Origin of the sequence: Paraburkholderia sabiae (assembly GCF_030412785.1) — a bacterium.
GTDB classification, from domain to species: domain Bacteria; phylum Pseudomonadota; class Gammaproteobacteria; order Burkholderiales; family Burkholderiaceae; genus Paraburkholderia; species Paraburkholderia sabiae.
The window spans coordinates 3,088,592-3,108,797 of sequence record NZ_CP125295.1 but is presented as its reverse complement, the minus strand read 5'-3'; the positions used below and the strand labels follow the sequence as shown (position 1 = coordinate 3,108,797).

18 protein-coding genes are annotated in these 20,206 nt (G+C 60.6%); 10 read left to right on the top strand and 8 right to left on the bottom strand.

Annotated features, from left to right (window positions below):
* Positions 1-13 precede the first annotated feature (13 nt).
* The 4 genes from QEN71_RS13925 to QEN71_RS13910 are packed head-to-tail and all read left to right on the top strand — an operon-like array spanning position 14 to position 3,921.
* A complete protein-coding gene (locus QEN71_RS13925) occupies positions 14-2,530 on the top strand; it encodes a secretin N-terminal domain-containing protein (RefSeq protein ID WP_233471875.1) in 2,517 nt (838 codons plus the stop codon).
* A complete protein-coding gene (locus QEN71_RS13920; RefSeq protein WP_201651651.1) occupies positions 2,527-3,030 on the top strand; it encodes a type II secretion system protein in 504 nt (167 codons plus the stop codon). Before QEN71_RS13925 ends, QEN71_RS13920 begins: the two co-directional genes overlap by 4 nt.
* Positions 3,030-3,422, top strand: a complete 393-nt coding sequence (locus tag QEN71_RS13915; protein WP_377789841.1) for a type II secretion system protein — start codon at positions 3,030-3,032, stop codon at positions 3,420-3,422. Before QEN71_RS13920 ends, QEN71_RS13915 begins: the two co-directional genes overlap by 1 nt.
* Positions 3,409-3,921, top strand: coding sequence for a type II secretion system protein (locus QEN71_RS13910; protein ID WP_233471873.1), 513 nt, complete (start codon positions 3,409-3,411; stop codon positions 3,919-3,921). The genes QEN71_RS13915 and QEN71_RS13910 overlap by 14 nt, the downstream gene beginning before the upstream one ends.
* Before the next feature lie 18 nt (positions 3,922-3,939).
* On the opposite strand, the gene QEN71_RS13905 is transcribed toward QEN71_RS13910, so the two are convergent.
* From QEN71_RS13905 to QEN71_RS13895, 3 genes are all read right to left on the bottom strand, one after another.
* The gene (locus QEN71_RS13905; RefSeq protein ID WP_201651647.1) at positions 3,940-4,080 is read right to left on the bottom strand and encodes a hypothetical protein; all 141 of its coding nucleotides are present in this window, start codon (positions 4,078-4,080) and stop codon (positions 3,940-3,942) included.
* A gap of 172 nt (positions 4,081-4,252) precedes the next feature.
* Positions 4,253-4,519, bottom strand: a complete 267-nt coding sequence (locus tag QEN71_RS13900) for a nucleoside-diphosphate kinase (RefSeq protein ID WP_201651645.1) — start codon at positions 4,517-4,519, stop codon at positions 4,253-4,255.
* Positions 4,520-4,638: 119 nt separating this feature from the next.
* Positions 4,639-6,075: a DHA2 family efflux MFS transporter permease subunit gene (locus QEN71_RS13895; protein WP_201651643.1), complete on the bottom strand. Its 1,437-nt coding sequence runs from the start codon at positions 6,073-6,075 to the stop codon at positions 4,639-4,641.
* 148 nt (positions 6,076-6,223) lie between these two features.
* On the opposite strand from QEN71_RS13895, the gene QEN71_RS13890 reads away from it, so the two are divergent.
* On the top strand, positions 6,224-6,685 hold the full coding sequence (locus QEN71_RS13890) for a cupin domain-containing protein (RefSeq protein ID WP_201651640.1): 462 nt from the start codon (positions 6,224-6,226) through the stop codon (positions 6,683-6,685).
* Positions 6,686-6,738: 53 nt separating this feature from the next.
* Here the strand turns inward: QEN71_RS13890 and QEN71_RS13885 are convergent, their stop codons facing one another.
* From QEN71_RS13885 to QEN71_RS13875, 3 genes are all read right to left on the bottom strand, one after another.
* On the bottom strand, positions 6,739-7,017 hold the full coding sequence (locus tag QEN71_RS13885; RefSeq protein WP_201651638.1) for a hypothetical protein: 279 nt from the start codon (positions 7,015-7,017) through the stop codon (positions 6,739-6,741).
* 138 nt (positions 7,018-7,155) lie between these two features.
* Positions 7,156-8,421 (bottom strand): leucine-rich repeat domain-containing protein, encoded by a 1,266-nt coding sequence (locus QEN71_RS13880; protein WP_201651636.1) that lies wholly within the window; start codon positions 8,419-8,421, stop codon positions 7,156-7,158.
* Between the two features lie 65 nt (positions 8,422-8,486).
* Positions 8,487-9,542, bottom strand: coding sequence for an NAD(P)/FAD-dependent oxidoreductase (locus tag QEN71_RS13875; protein ID WP_201651634.1), 1,056 nt, complete (start codon positions 9,540-9,542; stop codon positions 8,487-8,489).
* Positions 9,543-9,578: 36 nt separating this feature from the next.
* Between QEN71_RS13875 and QEN71_RS13870 the strand changes: the two genes are divergently transcribed.
* From QEN71_RS13870 to QEN71_RS13850, 5 genes are all read left to right on the top strand, one after another.
* Positions 9,579-9,767, top strand: a complete 189-nt coding sequence (locus tag QEN71_RS13870; protein WP_201651632.1) for a hypothetical protein — start codon at positions 9,579-9,581, stop codon at positions 9,765-9,767.
* A gap of 408 nt (positions 9,768-10,175) precedes the next feature.
* Entirely contained in the window at positions 10,176-11,882 is a 1,707-nt protein-coding gene (locus QEN71_RS13865; RefSeq protein ID WP_201651630.1) for a hypothetical protein, read from the top strand.
* Between the two features lie 283 nt (positions 11,883-12,165).
* Positions 12,166-13,560 carry a response regulator receiver protein gene (locus QEN71_RS13860; protein ID WP_201651628.1) on the top strand — a complete coding sequence of 465 codons (1,395 nt, stop codon included), beginning with the start codon at positions 12,166-12,168 and terminating at the stop codon, positions 13,558-13,560.
* Positions 13,561-13,690: 130 nt separating this feature from the next.
* Positions 13,691-14,746, top strand: coding sequence for a helix-turn-helix domain-containing protein (locus QEN71_RS13855; RefSeq protein WP_201651626.1), 1,056 nt, complete (start codon positions 13,691-13,693; stop codon positions 14,744-14,746).
* Between the two features lie 840 nt (positions 14,747-15,586).
* Positions 15,587-17,140 (top strand): hypothetical protein, encoded by a 1,554-nt coding sequence (locus QEN71_RS13850; protein ID WP_201651624.1) that lies wholly within the window; start codon positions 15,587-15,589, stop codon positions 17,138-17,140.
* A gap of 75 nt (positions 17,141-17,215) precedes the next feature.
* On the opposite strand, the gene QEN71_RS13845 is transcribed toward QEN71_RS13850, so the two are convergent.
* Positions 17,216-18,226: an ATP-grasp fold amidoligase family protein gene (locus QEN71_RS13845; RefSeq protein ID WP_201651622.1), complete on the bottom strand. Its 1,011-nt coding sequence runs from the start codon at positions 18,224-18,226 to the stop codon at positions 17,216-17,218.
* Positions 18,227-18,247: 21 nt separating this feature from the next.
* Positions 18,248-19,183 (bottom strand): helix-turn-helix domain-containing protein, encoded by a 936-nt coding sequence (locus tag QEN71_RS13840; RefSeq protein WP_233471872.1) that lies wholly within the window; start codon positions 19,181-19,183, stop codon positions 18,248-18,250.
* Positions 19,184-20,206: the final 1,023 nt, after the last annotated feature.

Below are 20,206 nucleotides of genomic sequence, written 5' to 3'. Positions count from 1 at the left end.
AGAAACACAACCGTTGGCTACGCCATTTGCAACATTAAGGGCAGCGCTGTCCCGCTTCGCGATGCGCCACGCGCGGACCCTCGCGCTGTGCGTGATCGTGCCCGTCGTCGTGAGCGGCTGTGCGGCGCAGATGGCGTATCGCGACGGCAAGAACCTGATGGCCGAAGGCAAGGTCGATGAAGGGCTCGCGAAGCTGCAGCAGGCCGTCACGCAAGATCCGCGCGATCCGCATTACCGCGCGACATGGCTTGCGGAGCGCGCGAACGCCGTCGCGCGCTTCGACGAAGAAGGCGACCGGCTCGCGGCAAGCGGCGCACGCGCGGCGGCGCGCAAGTCGTATCAGCACGCGCTCGCCATCGATCCCGCGAACGAGCGCGCGCATTCCGGCCTCGCTGCGCTCGAGAGTTCGGCGCGGATCGACGGCCTCGTCGATCGGGCGGAAGCGTTGGCCACGAAGCAGGACGTCGACGGCGCGCGCGGCCTGATCGCGAAGGTGCTGACGGAAGCGCCCGCGCATCCGCGTGCGCTGGCGTTACAGCGCCGGCTCGGCGCGGACGCGGGCTTCATGCGCGTCGAGGCCGCGCTTGCGAGCGCGTATCGCAAGCCGGTTCGCATCGACTTCAAGGATGCACCGCTCAAGCAGGTGTTCGACGTCATCTCGCGCAGCGCAGGGCTGAATTTTCTGTTCGACAAGGACGTGAAGACCGATCAGCGCACGTCGATCTATCTGCGTAACAGCACGATCGAAGCGGCCGTGCGCTACGTGCTCGCGACGAATCAGCTGTCGCAGCAGGTGCTCGACGAGAACACGGTGCTGATCTATCCGAACACGCCCGCGAAGCTCAAGGATTATCAGGAACTCGCGGTGCGCACGTTCTTCCTGTCGAATGCGGATGCGAAGACGGTGGCGAATACGCTGAAGACGATCGTCAAGTCACACGATGTCGTCGCCGACGAGAAGCTCAATGTCGTGATCGTGCGCGACACACCCGATGCGATCCGGATGGCCGAAAAGCTCGTCGCGCTCGAAGACGTGCCCGAGCCCGAAGTGATGCTCGAAGTCGAAGTGCTCGAAGTGCAGCGCAACAGCATGCAGGATCTCGGTATTGCATGGCCGTCGTCGGTCACGTTCACGCCGACGGCGGCGGGCAGCGCGTTCAACGCGATTACATCGGGCGGCGGGTCGTCGGGCTCGTCGTATGGTTCTTCGTATTCGTCGAGCGGCTCGGGCACGTCGCCTGCGCTGTCGCTGCACGATCTGCTGAATCAGACTTCGCGCACGGTCGGCGTGTCGACGATTCAGGCGACCGTCAACGCGAACCGCCAGGATTCGAATGCGAAGCTGCTGACCAATCCGCGCATCCGCGTGCGCAATCACGAGAAGGCGAAGATCCTGATCGGCGAGCGCGTGCCGAACATCACGTCGACGGCGACGTCCACCGGCTTCGTCTCGCAGTCGATCAACTATCTCGACATCGGTCTGACGCTGAACGTCGAGCCGACCATTTATCTCGACGACACGGTCGGCATCAAGGTGTCGCTCGAAGTCAGCAGTCTGCTGAATCAGATCACCGGTTCGTCGGGCACGACGGCGTATGAAATCGGCACGCGCACGGCGAGCACCGTGCTGCAGCTGAAGAACGGCGAGACGGACGTGCTGGCGGGGCTGATCGACAGCCAGGAGCGCACGTCGGGCAACAAGATTCCGGGGCTTGGACAACTGCCCGTGCTGGGTCGCCTGTTCGGCGCAACGACCGACGACGACAAGAACACGGAAATCGTTTTGTCGATCACGCCGCACCTGGTGCGCAATATCCGGCATCCGGACGCGTCGCTCGCGTACTTCACGTCGGGCACCGAGACGAACATGCAGAGCATGATCAAGTCGAACGGGATCGTGACTCCCGCGCCTTTGACGGCTTCTTCGGGAGCGTCGCAAACGGTGGATTCGAGCGCGACGGGACAGCGCGGCGGATCGGGATTTCCGCAGACGGGAGTGAATGGTTCGAGTGGCGCGTATGGCGGCGGCACGGGTTCATACGGCGCAGGCGCGGGCGCGTATCTGGGCGGCGAGACGACGCCTCTGGTTGGCGGCGGTGGCGGTGCGCCGGGCACTGCCGAAATGTCGATACAAGGTCCGCCGCAGGTCAAGACGGGCGACTCGGTCACCGTCGCGCTGCTGATGCAAGCCGATCAGCCCGTGACGAGCGCATCGGCGACGGTCAGCTACGACGTGTCCAAGCTGCAGTTCACAGGCGTGACGGAAGGCGATTTCCTCAAGCAGGGCGGCGCGCAGACGAGCTTCTCGAATCGCGTCGCGCAAGGCGGCCAGCTGATTCTCGCCGACTCCGCGCCGGGCGGCACAGGCGGGTCCGCGCAAGCGACCTTCGCCGTGCTCAGCTTCCGCGCACTGGCGCCCGCGGCGCAGACATCGATCCAGGTTCAGCCCGGCTCCGTGCAAGGCGTGGCGGGCTTGCCCGTCACGATGACGCCGCCGTCCGCGTACAGCCTCAGCGTGGGCGCGCGATGACGAGAGCGATCTCGCGCATTTCATCGACGCGTGCGGCGGCCGGTTTCACGCTGATCGAACTGCTCGTCACGCTCGCGATTCTCGGCGTGCTCGCCTGCATGACGGTGCCCGTCGCGCAGGTCATGCGTCAGCGGGAACGCGAGCAGGAATTGCGCGTCGCGCTGCACGAGATACGCAGCGCGATCGATGCGTACAAGGTCGCGAGCAAGGACGGGCGCATTGCGAAAGAGGCGGGCGCGACGGGCTATCCGCCCGGTCTCGACGTGCTCGTCGACGGCGTGAAGGACCAGACCGACCCGAAGGGACACAAGCTGTTTTTTCTGCGCCGCATACCGCGCGATCCGATGAATCCCGACTCGCAATCCGGCGATGCCGCGACGTGGGGCAAGCGCAGCTATGCGAGCGAGGCCGACGATCCGCAGGAAGGCGACGACGTGTACGACGTCTATTCGATGTCGGCGGGCACTGGACTCAATGGCGTTCCCTACCGGAAATGGTGATGGTCACGACGACAGGACGCAGGCGCGCAAGCGGCTTCACGCTGATCGAATTGCTGATCGTGCTGTCGATCATTGCGCTGATGATGACGATCGCTTTGCCGAACTACTTCCACTCGATCGACGCGTCGAAGGAAAAAATCCTCGCGCAGAATCTGCACGCGACACGCGATGCGATCGACCGGTTTTACGGCGATGTCGGGCGCTACCCGGAGTCGCTGGAAGAACTTGTCGACAAGCGCTATTTGCGCACGCTGCCCATCGATCCCATCACCGACAGCGCGACGACCTGGCACATCGTGCCGCCCGACGAGCCGTTTCCCGGCAAGGTCTACGACATCAAAAGCGGCGCGCAGGGCGCGGACAGCAACGGCAAACCGTATGAAGCGCTTTAACGCCATGCGTAGCGGCACAACACGGCGCAAGGCACAGGCGCGCGGTTATGCGTATCTCGCGCTGCTGATCCTGATCGCGATTATCGGCGTGGCGGCGGCCGCGACGATGCAACTCGGCGCGATCTATCAGCGGCGCGAGGCGGAGAAGGAACTGTTGATAACAGGCGGCGAGTTTCAGCGCGCGCTATTGAGCTATGCGCTCGCGACGCCCGTCGGTCAGCCGAATCAGCCGCGCACGCTGGACGATCTGTTGCGCGATCCGCGCTATCCGAATGTCGTGCGGCATCTGCGCAAGCTCTATGCAGATCCAATGACAGGCAAGGCCGATTGGGAAATGGTCAGATCGCCCGATGGACAGACGATCGTGGGCATACACAGCGCATCGAAAGCGCATCCCATTCAGGTTGCGCGTTTCGCGGGGGAATTTGCAGGGTTCGAGAGCGCGAAAAGCTATCTCGACTGGGTGTTCGTCGCGCGTCTTCCTGTGGCCGTCCGCTGATCTCAACTTGCGCGAGCTTCAACGGACATAGAGCCAGCCGAGCAGCGCACAGATAGCGACCAGCAACACCTTCGCGAACACGGTCGGCGCGAGAGCCGCGAGCACGAGAAAGCAGAAGAGCCAGATGAATTCGGGTGTCGACGCCGGCCGTTTCTTCACGCCATCTCCTTGGTTCGGCAACGCGCAATGCATCGATCTATTCGATACATTGGCAACGCATTGCGATGCATTACGGATCAGACGCTAGCCTACACGAACGGCAACGGCTTGCCTTTGCAGGTCCGCACGGGCGTTTTCTCCGCGCACGATGTCGCCACAGGAAGAGGCGCGTTCAGCCCGTCGCGCCGATGCCGAACTGGCCTTCGTCGCCCTCGTCGCCTTCCTCGTCTTCGGCGTCGGGATCGCCGCCCAGCGAGCGGATGCAGTCGTCGATGAAGTCCATCGTGACCGCTTCGTATTCGATCGTACCGGGCGTGCAATCTTCCGGATTCAGCTTACCGCGCGCCTTGCGGATCGCGCGCACGCAGCCTTCGATCGCCTGTGCGACGTTCCACATCGGATCTTCGGGAAAGCGCTTGTCAAGTTCATTTTCATTCATGCACCGGATATCGGCGTGCGTGATCGAAGCTTGAGTACCGAATGATGCTTTATGCGCGATGTGTGTTGAAACCGAATAGCGCTTCTAATTCGCCTTAATTAGCGCCTGAATACGCGCATTCAGTTCGACGCGGCGCGCAAACGATTTCCGGCATCGCGGGCGAGCTTCACGTAGCCGTACACCGATGCAATCGTCACCACGCCTGCGCACAGAAACGCGAAGCGGAAGTCGCCGAGCGTGAAGACGTGCGCGTGATCGCCGCCATTGCCATTAGCGTTGCCATTGCCGTTCACCGCCGATGCCGCACGCAGCGCCACCGCGCCGAACGCGATGCCGAGGCCGATGCTCATCTGCGCTGCTGCATTCCACAGCGTGTTGGCTGCGCTCGTCTGTTCGGAGGGAACGTCCGCGTAGGCCAGCGTCGCCAGCGTGGAGAACTGCAGCGAACGCCCGAGCCCGTAGACGAACACGACGAGCAGAATCCACGCGAGCGGCGAGTCGGGCGTAAGCATGCCGCACACGATCGTGAACATGCCGCATATCGTGCTGGCCGCGATGGCGACACGCCGGAAGCCGTAACGCGTGAGGATGCGCGTCGTGAGCGCTTTCATGCCGAGATTGCCCGTTGCGCTGACGAGCAGCAGCAGGCCCGACTTGAACGCCGACAGCCCGAAGCCGATCTGGAACAGCAGCGGCATCAGATACGGCACCGCGCCGATGCCGATGCGCGTGATCGTCCCTGTGACGACGGTGACGGAGAACGTCGGGATTTTCAGCGTGCTCACGTCGATCAGCGGATGCCGCTGGCGGCGCGCCTGATAAAACGCCACACAGCCGATGGCCAGTCCGATCACGACGACGCCGAGTCCAACGAACGGATTGGTGTCCGGCTGGCTCGCCATATCGGCGCCGTACAGGATCGCCGTCAACGTCATTGCGCTGAGCACGAGGCCGAGCGCGTCGAACGGGCGACGTTCCGCGCTGCGCAGATTCGGCACCCACTTGAGCACGGCAATCAGCACGACGAGGCAGACGGGCAGGTTGAGCAGGAAGATCCAGCGCCACGACGCATACGTGGTGATAAAGCCGCCGATGGGCGGTCCGACGACGGGCGCGACGATGCCGGGCCAGGTGATCGTCGAAATGGCCTGCATCAACTGCTTCTTGTCGATGCTGCGCACGACGGTGAGCCGTCCCACGGGCACCATCAGCGCACCGCCGATGCCTTGCAGCACGCGCGCAGCGGTAAATTCGACCACGTTCTGCGACACGCCGCACAACAGCGAAGCGAGCGTGAACGTGACGATGGCCGAGAAGAACACACTGCGCGAGCCGAAGCGGTCGGCGACCCAGCCGCTCGCCGGAATGAAGATCGCGAGCGCGATCATGTAGGCGCTCATGCCGAGGCTGAGTGCATTCGGACTCGTGCCGAACGACTGCGCCATCTGCGGCAAGGCCGTCGCGATGATCGTCGTGTCGAGATACTCCATGAAGAAGGTTGCCGCGACGACGTAGGGCAACGGCCCGAGTGAACCAGAGCGTGATGAATCTTTCATGAGTCGGGGGGAATGGATACTGGGGCGGTATGCATCGTACGCCGAGTTGCGACTGCCTCGCAAAAAAGGGCATGCTCGCGGCAGGGCCAAGGCTCGAACTAGAATGGCCGGACTGCTGGTTTGCCGATCAGCATCGACGGAGCCGCAGATGCCCAGAATCGATATTGCCGACGTCCCCGAAATCCCAGGCACGGGTTATCCGCCGCCATTCGACGCCCCGTGCGCCGCGCGCATACGCCAGCGGCTCGGCAATGCGGGCGGGCTCGCCGATTTCGGCGTGAACCTGATGCGCCTGCCGCCGGGTAACTGGTCAAGCCAGCGCCATTGGCATTCGGCCGAAGACGAATTCGTCTACGTGCTCGAAGGCGAACTGGTGCTGATCGAAGACGAGGGCGAGACAGTGCTGCGCGCGGGCGACTGCGCGGCCTTTCCGAAGAACTCCGGCAACGGGCATCACATGATCAACCGGTCGAATGCGATGGCCGTCTATCTCGAAGTCGGCTCGCGTTCGCCCGCGGATGTGATCACTTGCGCGGACATCGACATGATGAGCCCGAGCAGCGACGGCCGGTTCTTGCACAAGGACGGCAAGCCGTATTCCGGCGCATGACGCACTCCGTCGATCGGCGGTGACGCGCGCTGCGCGCCACCGCTTTCGTCGCGCTATTGCGCTGCTGTCAGTTTGAGGCTTGGCCGCAGCGTGTCGGCGGCGATTTCTTGCGGCGGGTTCTTGCGACGATCGAATACCTGTTCGATGCCCGTTTTTGCCACCTGCTCGCAAAACGCGATGCGCGACCGGTAATAATCGGCCTGCAACTGCGCATCCAGAACGCGCTGCTCAGCCTGGAAGAGGCCCATTCGAAGATCACTCAAGGCCCGTTCGGCCTGTTTTTCGGGGGTGGGAGCGTGATGGGAGATGAGGTTTGCAAGCCAGTTAAGCATGAGCGTACCCTCCGGTACTCAGACACCTGGTCGAATTTCTTTGCCGTCGCCATGCATCGCGTGTCGGCAGATACAGACTATCAAAATCCAGGCCGATGCTGTGTGACCTTGCGCACCTGTTGCAAAAATGTCGAAGGCTTACCAGACGATCCGTGTTTTCGGCAGCGCCGTCTTGAGGTCGTCGACGTTCCTCGCCTTGGTGCCGTAGAGCACAAGTTCGCGCAACCCGGTGAGACCCTTGAGCACATCGACGTCTTCGACGGGCGTGTTCGCGAGATAAAGCTCTTGCAGATTAGTCAAACCTTTTAGGGCATCGATGTTGCGAACTCTCGTGCGGAAAAGGTTGAGCATGCGAAGGTTTCTCAGGTCTTTGAGCGCATCGATATTGTCGACGCGCGTATCGGCGAGATTCAGTCTTTGCAGGTTCGTCATTCCCTTGAGTGCGTCGATGTTCGTGATCTGCGTGCGCGCGAGGACGAGCGTGTCCATTTGCGACAGCCCGCGCGCACCGTCGATATCGTCCACTTTCGAGCCGTCCAGCACGAGCGTTTTCAGCGCGGGCATGTTCTTGATCGCGTCGATGTCGCGCAGCGGCGTGTTGGCGAGGTAGAGCGCCTGCATGTCGCGCAGCTTTCTCAGCGGCGCGATGCTGTCCACCTGCGTCTCGTTCAGGTCGAGTGTTTTCAGCGACGTGAGCGCACCGAGTGCGTCGATGTCGCGCACGTTTCTCGCGCCGCCGAGTTTCAGCGTTTCCAGATGAGGCAGATCTTCGAGCGGATCGAGGTCGCGGACCTGCGTGTCGCGCAAGTCGAGTTGCTGCAAATCGGTCAGGCTCTTCAGCGCGTCGAGATTCGAAACGCGCGTGTCCCAGAGCGTCAACGATTGTAGACCGGTCAGTCCTTTAAGCGCCGCGATGTTCTCGACTTCCGTGCGATGAAGCACGAGACGCTTCAGCGAATGCATGTCCTTGAGCGCGTCGATGTTCCAGATAGGTGTTCCCGTCAGATCGAGCGACTCCAGTGTGTCGAGATCTTTCAGCGCGTCGAGGTTGTCGATCTGCGTGTTCGCGAGATTCAGTTCGATCTTGCGATCGGAGTCTTTCAGATGCGGCACCGCGGCCGCGACTTGAGACGCCGTCAAGGTTGGCTGCGCGCGCAGCGCGAGACAAGCCGAATCGGCTTTCGCGCCGGTGGTATCGCTGTCGCTGCAGGTGCCCTTGATGAAACCCAGTTCGCTCAGCGCGCGTTCATCCGGACTCTTGCGCGACGAGCCGAACGCAACGAACAGAATGACGAGCAGCAGCACGACCACGCCGCCGATGGCCCACGGCGCATAACGACGCCACGTGGAAGGTTGGAGATCTTCGGCGGCTGGGTTCGTGCTTGACGGCGGCGTTTCGGACACGTCGGGCTCCGTGGATTCTGGCTTCCTCCTTTATACACGAAGCGCAATACACGGAGCGCGTTGCGTCAAGCGTGCGACGCGGCGACGCGTTCCGCAAGTTTCGCGTCGTAGCTCGAATGGATATGCACGCGCTTCTTCTCGGGAAATGCGTAGCTGTACGCTTTACGAAGCGCGAGCGAAGCCTCGTGAAATCCCGACAGAATCAGCTTCTGCTTGTTCGGATAGCCCGCGATATCGCCTGCCGCGAAGATGCCGGGACACGAACTCTCGTAGTTCGACGTGTCGACGGTGATGCGTCCGCCTTGCACTTCGATGCCCCAGTTCGCAATCGGACCGAGATCGGCGACGAGACCGAACAGCACGAGCAGATGATCGGCGGCATGCTGCACGGAGCCTTCGGCCTGGCGAATGTCGATCGATTCGAGCCGTCCGCCCGGTGCGTTCAGGTTCGTGATCGTGCCGACCGCGAAGTCCATTTCGCCCGCTTCGACGGCGCGGCGCATGTTCGCGACGCTCGAATCCGTCGCGCTGAAGCCGTTGCGCCGATGTACGAGCGTGACGCGCTCTGCGACGCTGAGCAGCGCCAATGTCCAGTCGAGTGCGGAGTCGCCGCCGCCCGCCACCACCACTTTCTTGCCGGCGAAGTCGTCGAGACTGCGCACGCTGTAGTGCACATGACGGCCTTCGAGCGGCGCTGCGTCGTCGAGCTGCAAGCGTTGCGGAACAAACGAGCCGTTGCCCGCCGCGATCAGAATGGACGCGGCGTCGAATGTCAGGCCTTTGTCCGTGCGCGCGAGCCAGCGCCCGCTGTCCTGCCGCTCAACCGTTTCCACGCGATGGCCGAGATGCAGCGGCGGTTCGAACGGCCGGCATTGTTCGAGCAGCCGGTCGACCAGTTCGCGCGCGGTGCAGGAGGGAATCGCCGGAATGTCGTAGATCGGCTTGTCCGGATACAGCTCGATGCACTGGCCGCCCACGCGCTCGATGTTGTCGACGATTACGCTCGAAAGCCCGATTACACCGGCTTCGAACGCGGCGAACAGACCCACGGGCCCCGCGCCGATGATCAGCACGTCGGTGCTGATCGGTGAAGCGGGCTGAGTGTTTGACGCGGTTGTCATGGATGATCCTTGTGCGAGTCGCGGGATGTCGTGTTGATGCACGGTTTCACGATACAGACAGGCGCTGACGCGGGCAATGAAGGCACCAGGACGGGCAGGGATAAGGGGATCGCTCGCGTGCGGCTGGTTTTTATCGAGCACGAAGACGCGCTCTTTCGCCCGCATATAGATGACGTGGAGATGGCGTGGAAAAAAATGCCGCTTTCCGAATTGCGGAAATCGTAAAGCGACACCAATAAATTCCAGTGAGCCGATTAAAAGGGAATTAACAGGTAAATCGGCGAAGGCCATTCCCGTAGACCCAAGTAGTTCATTCCCGTGCTTTGCGGAATTTCGCAAAAATCGTGTTATTTGGCGATTGCCCTGCGCATGTGGATTCTGCGTGCCGACATCCAGACACTAACTGTACGACTCGGATCAACGGCGGGAATATTTACCGCAATCTTCTGACGCCCCGATAGCGAACGCTTGAACCGGGACGCTTGCCGATCGGCCAGTTAGCGGCACACAGCATCAGTTGATAAGGATCGCGAATCGAATGTGAGAGACGCAATGTCTTTCGCTGTCGCGCTTGCCGCCAGTTCCTCTCGCTTTGTTCGTCGCGCGTATTTGCGCGCAGTGGATTGATTTGTCATGGTTAAACGTCGTCAGTTTCTTGGTTTGGTCACCGCGATGGGCGGCGGTTTCGTGCTGACCGCATGCGGTGGCGGTGGCGGCAGCGCGGGCGGCGAGGGCAACGCGAGCAGCGCCAGCGCAACGGGCAGCAGCGCGACGACGGGCGCCACGACCGCGACCACATCGAACACGTCGACGACGCAGAACGGCAAGACGTCGTCGGCCGTCAACGGAGGGACGACGAACACGTCGAACGGCGCTACGTCGGGTTCGTCGACCGATCCCAACGCTGGTTCGAACAGTGGCACGGTCGGATCGCCCAGTGGCACGGAAGTGCCGCCCGCTGCGTCGATCACCGACAACCAGGGCGCGCTCTGGACGCTCGTCAACGGGTCCGTGTATCGCAACGGTGTCGCCGCGGGCAACACGTATAACGTGTCGCTGCTGCTGTGGTACGGCAATGGCGTGTATCACAAGGGCACGGGCGGACAGTTCTATGGATGGAACGGCACGACCTGGCTCGCGTGCAACGACCCGCGTCTGGGCGGCACGTCCGCCGACGGCACCACCATTCCGTCGGCCCCATACATCATCGACAAGATGGGCGCGCTATGGACCGTGTCCAACGGCATGGTTCTGCGCAACAACGCGTATGTCGGCGTGACGTCGAATGTCGCGCTGCTGCTGTGGTACGGCGGAAAGGTCTGGTATCGCTCGACGGGCGGCCAGTTCTACGTGTGCACCGATCTCGACCAGTGGCTGCCATGCAGCGATCCGCGTATCGCAGTCGCGGCAACGAGCGGCACATTTCACGGTATCAACGGACACTACGATTACCGCTACACGGCCGCGCAAGTCGTGCAGATCATGCAGAACATGGGCTGCTCGACATACCGTGTCGGCTGCACCGACGACCCCGTGCAACTCGGCGCTGTAACGCGTCTCGCGCAGGCATTTCAGGCGGCAGGGTTGACGTTGTTCGTGCTCGTCAACATCGGCGTGCGCGACTCGAACGGCGTCGTGTTCACGAGCGAATCGGCTGCGTATGCGCGAGGCAAGGCATGCGGAGCGACGGTGGCTGCGGCGCTGTCGCGGTACGGTGTCGTGATGTACGAATGCGGTAACGAACTGACGCGCGACAGCGCCATCATTCTCGACTCGACCAACGCAGGTACGAAGGCCGCCGACTTCAGCAACGGCAACTGGCCCGCCATGCGCGGCGTGATGCGCGGGATGATCGACGGCGTGAAGTCGGCGCAACCGGGCGCGAAGTGCGGCATCAACTTCTGCGTGGCCGATATCGGCGCCGCCGACGCATTGTGGGACGGCCGACAGCCCGACGGTACGAGCGGCTATCCGCAAGTGCGATGGGATCTGACGACGTGGCACAACTACGAGGTCTACGGCGACATCTTCGATCTCGGCACAGATGGCGCCGGTCCTGGCTTCGATCTGCCCACGTACTGCAAGGCGCGTTATGGCGTGCCGTTTCTGCTCACCGAATGGAACACGGGGCCGGAGAAGAGCCAGTCATATCGCGCGAATTACATCAGCGCGCGATACGCGACTTACTATCAGGCGAGAAAGACAAAGAACATTCAATCGGTGATGTACTACGTGCTCGATAGCGGCGACGCGACGTATGGCGTGATGATCGATGGCGTGACGTTGAATCTTCCCTATAACGCGTTCGTGAGTTTCGTTACGAGCCACCCTGACAATTGAGCAAGTCTTTCAGACGAGTGCATTGCATTCGCATAAAATGAAAAACTTGCCGATCCCAGCAAATTCCGCTCCTCGAATTTGCACACGCTACACGACAAAATTTCAAAACACGTTTAGCGTAATTTCCACAGCCTCCGACTCCATGTCATTTATCCGTGTGGCATGGATGCTGCTATTCCCATGCGCCACGCATTGAATGCGCATTGCGAAAGCGTGTCACATGCAGCCTGAGCAGCGGTCGAGGACGACGCGCCTCACCTTTCCTGTCAACCCGGAGGCGACGATGTTCGACGCAGCGCTCCTGCGCAAAGACTTCGCACCAACAATCAGACAGACGTCACCTTTACCGTCCGGCTTGCTTCATTGCGCCGTTGGCGTGGTGCCGTGCGCGCTCGTCTACATCGAAACGGATAGCGCAGGCAGCCCCAACTGCACGAGCGACGATCCCTTCTGCTATGTGGAGCAGGCCATCACGTTGAACCGGAGTCTCAAGGCAGTGGGACTGCCCACACTGACCGTGGCAACGAATGTTGCCGATCAGGTCATGCAGTATCTCGAGAAGGTCGACGCAGACGCGCGTCCGCACGTCATACAGCTGGCTCCCTCGGTACTCACGCTGCCGAAGATCACGCGCTTCTATAGCGCGCATTTCAAGCTCGACATGATGGAGCAGTTAGGCGCGACGTTGCGAGAAGGCGAACTGCTGATGGTGCTCGACACCGACATGCTCGCGCTTCACACGGTTGATGGAGAACTGCTGGCGCGCTGCCTGATGACGGGCGTCGGCGCTTTCGATATCTCCGATCAGGAGTTCTCGGCTTATGGCGATGCGCGCGTGATCGCGGATCTCGAATCCGTGGCGGGCACGCGGCTGCAGAACCCGAGATGGTTTGGCGGCGAGATTCTCGTCGCATCGGCGGGATTCATCAGCGCGCTGGTGCCGCGCGCGCACGCGTGCTTCGAGCGCTATACGCATCTCATCCACGAACTGAATCACAACGGGGACGAAGCATTTATTTCCGCTGCACTCAATCTGCTTGCCGACGATGGCCATCCCATCATCGATCTCGGCGCACATCGCATGGTCGGACGCCACTGGTCGGGGAACACGCATCGCGATCTGCGCTGGTTCAAAGGCTGTTCGCTACTTCATCTGCCTGGCTGCAAGCGCTTGCTCGAACGTCAGGCGCGTCGTCCGGGGTTCAGCGCGCCGCACGTGTGGAGAAGTCTCGTGCTGAGGCACGAACTCAACCGGACCGTGTGGCCGCTCAGGCGCTGGGTGCGCTCGCGCGTGCGGCCGCGTCTGCATCGACGCGCAGCGCAGTCGGCAGCACGCATCGATGTGCTGGTGCTCGATCCCGATGCCGGACGTCTGTCGCAACTGGTGTCGCGTCTGACGTCGAAGGGCATGTACGTGATGCCCGCGCTCACGACGGAAGAAGCGCGCAACGAAGCGCGGCGGCTCAATCCACGTGTGATCGTGAGTTCGAGCCCGCGCGGCGTCGTCGCTGCGGACGACCTGCTCGAAGCGTTGGATGTGCAGGATCGGCCTGTGATGATCGCCTTCTCGACCGACGATGCGCGGCTCGACTGGGCGCATTGGGACACATGGTTCCCACGTTCAGCCGATCCATCCGATGTCGTGCGGGCCGTCACGCAGGCGCTGGGAGCGCGCTGACAGAAGCTGAAAGAAGCAGAACGCCCCCCGGGCTGGTATTCAGTGGGGCATTTAAGCGAAAGACTTAAACGATCGTCTTAGTAGTCATTGCATGCGCAGGCATGTCATTACAAAACACGCGGGAGCGACCATGTTCGTCGAGAATAACTTGCAATGGATACCACACAAGCATTTCAGCGCGACTTCGTCTACACAACGAATCGCTTTCGTTCTTACCGACGCATGTGATCTGCTCGGAATCGGCGCGATCGCCGAAGCGCTCGAATGCGCATGCTCGCTCGAAACGAACTCGGCGGCGCGAAAGTACGAACTGCAGTTTCTGTCGGAAAGCGGTGGACACATCAAATGCGATCGATCGCTGTTCGTCTCGACGGACGAGTTGCCGACGGGCAGCGAGACACGCTACGCGCGCGTGTTTATCGCGGGCGGCGTGAATGCGCGAGCAACGTGCGATGCGCCGCCTCTTGCCGCGTGGCTGCAGCGCGTGCGCGCGCATGGCACACCCGTCAGGTTCCTCGCGGCAGGCGTCGATACATCGAATATGGGCGCCGTGATGGGGTCGGACAACGGTGCGGGTGTGGCGAGCGGATATGAGCAGGCGCGCAGGAGAAGGGCGCAGCTGGGCAGCGCAGTCAAAGCGGCATTCGAAGTGATCCGCGCGGATTTCGGCGAACCGATTGCACACGAGGCATTGCGCCGTACCGCATTCGTCGATTCGAGCGAATGGCTTTCCCCTTCTGTCGACGCGACCAATACGGCGGTGGACAGAATCCGCGCGGCGGCTCGCTGGCTTCAGGAGAACTGTCATCGCTCGGTCAGCGTTGCCGATGCTGCGGAAGCGTGTGCGATGAGCCAGCGCACGCTGCTTCGCAACTTCCAGACGCATATCGGCGCGTCGCCTTCCGAGTATTTGCAGCGGGTTCGCCTCGAGCGCGCGTGTCAGTTGCTGGCAGAGACGTCACTGCCCGCCGACAAGGTCGCGCGGCGCGTGGGACTGAGCAACGGCGACCGCCTGGGGAAGCTGTTTCGACGGTGCGTCGGCAAGTCGCCAACCGAATACCGTGCATGGACGCGAGGCACGCCGGAAACAGAAGCGGTGGAGCAAGGCAGCGATTCGAGCGCCAATGTCCTTGAGCCGGAATTCGCACACGACGCCTACGACGAGGAAAAAGCCGCAATCGCGTAATTCAGGGCTTTTCGCTCGTTCACAGAGATCAGATCACGGCGGCGCACTCATTGCGCTGCCGCATTAATTACCGCTTCACCCCCTCCAGGCCCGCTTTTCGGCAATACTTCCAGGGTCGATACCGAAATAATATTCTCAACATGACAAAATTTGCGTCATTCGATACGCATTTTGTCCTCGGTAATTATGTCCCCTGCGGTAAAAGCTGCATTACCGCTTTTCCGTTCCTCGAATTCCAATGCGGCAATACCCGTACTGCGCGAAACAATCAGGACGACAAAAATACCTCATAGGGTCACATTGCCCGTCGCGCGGGCGTAGGAACGTCTCATCTGAACGCGCAAAGGCGAATTTCCTTTCCGGAAACTTTTAGTCGGAAGAATCCTGCTAATTGTCCGATGTAGTTAATTTTCTATGTAATTTGCCGTGTGTCTTGGGTATTATTTACGCCGATCGAACGGACTTACGCGAACATTTTGCCGGGTGTCTTACGGACTCTTTCGGCTGAAGGTGAAACGTTTGCGTAATCCAAGAGGATGGTTGGCAAGTAGTGGCAACACGTTAGGGAAATCGCATAACCCGCTGATTCAAGGGCAGCGCTCGGTTGGTGATCCACCTGAAGCCAAGGGGACATTAGACGCTAGCGTCGCCGCCTGAAGTACATGTCGTAGCGGGCGGTTCATTCACTTCTCCCTGTCTACAAACCGGGTCGTCAAGTGTCATTACCAGTAAGGATTACTGAGTAATGCGGACGCGCTCGCGCCGGCCTTTTGCCTCGAAATCCAGCAGTCATTTTTTGGACTTTTTTTCGAGAACTTCTCGACAGGGATACGTTTCGCCATGAACAAACGACGTCAATTTCTAGGTGCTCTCACGGCTTTCGGTGGCAGCTACATCCTCACCGCCTGCGGTGGCGGCGGTTCCGACCTCGCCGCCGGTGCCGCCGGCGATGCAGTCGCCAAGGCAACCGCTCGCGCATCGACATCGGCCAACGGCACGACCATGCCGCCCGCCTCGTCGATCGTCGACAACTCGGGCAATACGTGGACCCTGTCGGGCGGATCGGTCTACCGCAACGGCGCAAAAGCCGGCAACACCTACAACGTATCGCTCGTTCTGTTCATCGGCGGCGTGATCTATCACCAGGGAACGGGCAGCCAGTTCTACGCGTGGAATGGCTCGGCCTGGAACGCGTCGAATGACCCGCGTCTCGGCGGCACTTCGGCCGACGGCACGACGATTCCTTCCGCGTCGTACATCATCGACAAGACGGGCGCGATGTGGACGGTGGTCGGCGGTGTTATCTACCGCAACAACAAGACGGTGGGCAACACGTACAACGTGTCGATGCTGCTGTGGTACGGCGGCAAGATCTGGCACAAGGGTACGGGCGGCCAGTTCTACGTGAATACCGACGTCGCCGGCTGGCTGCCTTGCAGCGACCCGCGTATCGCGACGGCAGCGACGGCCGGCATGTTCTACGGCATCAACGGCCACTACGACTATACGTATACGCCGGCGCAGCTCGTGTCGATCGTGCAGGGTATGGGCTGCAAGAGCTACCGCATCGGCTGTACCGACGATCCCAAGCAGATCGCCGCGGTCAGCAAGATTGCGCAGGCATTCCAGTCGGCTGGTTTGACGCTGCTCGTGCTGATCAACCAGGGCGTGTACGACTCGAATGGCAAGGTCTTCACCAGCGAATCGGCCGCCTACACCCGCGGACAACAGGCTGCGATGGCGGTTGCGAATGCGCTCAAGGCATACGGCGTGACGATTTACGAGTGCGGTAACGAATTGACGCGACAGAACGCGACGATGCTCGACTTCACCAACGCCGGCACCAAGGCAGTCGACTTCAACAACGCGAACTGGCCCGCGATGCGCGGCGTGATGCGCGGCATGATCGACGGCGTGAAGGCTGTGCAGTCGAACGCGAAGTGCGGTATCAACTTCTGCGTTGCCGATATCGGTGCAGCGGACGCGCTGTGGGACGGCATGCAGCCGGACGGTTCGGGCGGCCATCCGAAGGTGCGTTGGGACATCACGACGTGGCACAACTACGAAGTGTATGGCGATATCTTCAACATCGGTACCGACGGCTCGGGTCCGGGCTTCGATCTGCCGACGTACTGCAAGGCGCGCTATGGCGTTCCGTTCATCATCACCGAATGGAACACCGGCCCCGAGAAGACGCAGGCTTACCGTGCAAGCTACATCTCGAGCACGCTCAGCAAGTACTATCAGGCGCGTAAAACGCACAACATCCAGGCCGTGATGTACTACGTGCTCGACAGCGGCAACAACACGTATGGCGTGATGACGAACGGTACGGCGCTCAATCCTCCGTACACCGCGTTCACCGGCTTCACGAAGGGCAACGCCGACATCTGACCGGTAGCCTTCTGCTTCAGGCCGCATCTGTATACAAAGCCCGCTCGAATTCGAGCGGGCTTTTGCTTTTGTACGTCAGAGGCCGGCCTTCATAGTCAGAAGCTCTCCCCATTCGTAATCGATGCGATCGGGCGTAAAAGGCAACACGCCCGCACCTGGCGTGAAGGTCAATTCGCCGAAGTACACGCGATTGTCGTAGGCGTAGAGATCGACACGTACATAGTCGAAATCTGCGGCCAGTGTGGTCGCCGCCTTTAGCACCGCATCGAGATTCTCGGGCCGCGGAGGCGGGATCGGACTGCGCGTGTAGGGTCCGATCATCACATCCGTACGTCGCCATTGCGCGTCGAACACGTCGCCATGCGTGTGACTGCCGAACCGGTCCGTGATCAAAAGAATGTACATCAGCGGATGCCCGGTATGGCCGCCAAAGCAATGGATCTTGAAGTCGGCGGGGATATGTCCCTGCCGGTCCAATAGCAACGCTTCGAAGAAGATGCGCGGTTTGATTCGCCGATAGTGGCGCTCGCGCGCAACCCAATAGAACGAAGTCGACAGCCACCTGTCAGCCAGTTCCTGCAATTTCTCGAACGTCGTCTCCGACTTGTTTCTCACGATCTCGACGAATGTACTGCCGTGATTTGCCTTCATCACGAATGAATCGGGCAGGCTATCGAATACCTCGCGCGTAAAGGTCTCGGGTGCAGCGATTAGCGGCACGACATGTTCTTCACCGAGTTTATCGGCAACATATTCACGGACCGCGAGCTTATCGGTCAATCGTACATAGCGGGGATCGGGACGGAGATTGCGTTGAAGAATCTTCTCGTTGAAGGTGGCGGGATGAATGAGCCGCGGATAACGACCGATGCACTTGCGATGCAAAAGACTCAGAAAAAGCGGGTCCGGCAACATCAGCTTTGCTTTCTCTTTCATTCTCCTCACGGCGGACTGCGAGGGGGCGGGCCCCCTCAAGACGGCTTCCTCCGGCAATTCGCGTGCAACAAACGTTTCAGACGGCCCCGCCTTCTGTCGGGCGGTGACGCGCACTTCTTCATCAGCCTGCGCATATTCGGTTGTTGGCATTGTTGCGCTCCAGACATTGCGCTAGTAAGCAGACTTCATTAGCGAACCTGCCGCTGCAATGGGTTGTACGGCATTGCTGCTGACCGCTGCGGGCGGCATCACAGCACCGTGATTCGCGTTGCCGAGATGACGCAACGCGCGGAAGCTCGTCGGGGACATGCCATAGCGAACCTTGAAGATCCGCCCGAGCCGATTGCCATCGCCCATACCGCACCGTCGCGCGATCTTGTCGATGGGCAGATCGGTATCCATGAGCATCGAGCAGACCACCTCGAAGCGCGTGCGAAGCAGGTATTCAAGTGGGGTCATGCCAAATTCCACCTTGAAGCGGCGCTGGTAATTGCGCTTGCTCATGGCGGCCGAGTCCGCGGCCTGACTCACGGAAATGGTCTTGCTATAGTTTTCTCTAATCCAGCGTGCCGATTCGCGGATCTTCTCCGTCGTCGTGGCGATGCTCAGATCGTCGGCATCGGGCCGCATGCGCTGCCGCACTTGCGGCTGCAGAGCATGCGCAATGCGGCGCACAGTATCTGCACTCACATCGCGCTCGATCTGCACGAGCGCCATCTCAGTCGGCGTCGCGCCTGCGGGGCGCGTCTCCGAGAGACCGTCGTCGAGAACGAATACGGGCACCGTGGCGTGCACGGGGCCACTGGAAAGGTCCGTCTTCTGCCGCATGCAGGCGGGCGCACCGGGCCCCTGACGCGACAGCCACGAAACGAGCTGCTCGCTCGATTCGGTGACAGGGTCGCCACTGCACGCGACGAAGAATGCATGAAAGTCCGACAGCTGATAGCGGTCGAGTTTCTGTGTCCAGATCGGAAAGCTGGATCCACCCGTCACGAAGCCACCCGCCTCCGACAACACCGAAAAGCGATAGGGCGCATCGGCGCCCAACTGCTCTTCGAGCTTGTTGGCGAGGCAAAAGGCATCGCCAATCGCTCCCGCCGCTGCCATAGAGCAATGCGGGGAGATGAGCAGACCAATATGCTTTTCGAATTTCGACTTTTCGGGCCGTTCATCGGCACGCAACGGATGCGGTTGATAAATCCCATTCACCGTTAGCTCTCCCAATTAATGCGCAACAATTCGACGCAAATCAGAATACCGTAGAGAAAAGGGGCATGCGACCGTTGTCCGATTGGCGCGATCGATGTGGCGAAATCGTTCGGGTGTGGGAAATTTTTACTGTCCAGCCTTAATTAAGGTCCTGGTCTTTTTGCTGGTCACGGAAAGAATTTCTGGGAGAAAATGTCCGATTTTGCTGACTCAAAAGCGAGTCACATCCCCCGCGAAGCTTGCCATATAAGGGTCGCAGAGGAGTCAGGGTTTTCGCGGACGAAAATGCGGGCCGATGTACTGTCACTACCGTTGTGTTACGCCATTTCGCGCCATACGTATCACTCTGTTACACGAATTTCAGATCGCAACAACTCTTTCCGCGGCCGTTGCGCGATGTAACGTGTTCCACGATATCGGCCATTAGTACCCGAATTTAAGCCGGGTTTGTACTAATTCGAATTCTGCGCGTCTATGCTTCATCGCAACATCAATGGAAAGGCGATTACCGGATCAGAAGCCAATTCTTGAAATTGCTGAAGCTTTCTCCAGGCGAATTGCTCACGTCGCGAACGTGCATGACATGCGACTTGCTCCGGCAAGTCAGATGAATTTAGGAACATGTCTTGCACATTCGATCAGGTCTCCAGATCAGCGGAGATACGGCGGGCTCTTCGCAATCGCCAGTGACGATAAAAAGGATAGCGCATGAGTGAACACGCAAAGCATCTTGCTCTTCTCGTCCTGACGTTCTGAAACGGCCTCTAACAACCCCGGCGTTATCACGCCCTGCGGTTGCTGCTGTCAGCCGTCCCTGTAACTCATCATCGGCCCGAGCACGGCTGATCGAGCTTCTGTTGCGTCCCTTCCGGCGGCTTCATGTCGCCGTCCGGTCGTGGATTCACGTGCTTTTCAGCTCGC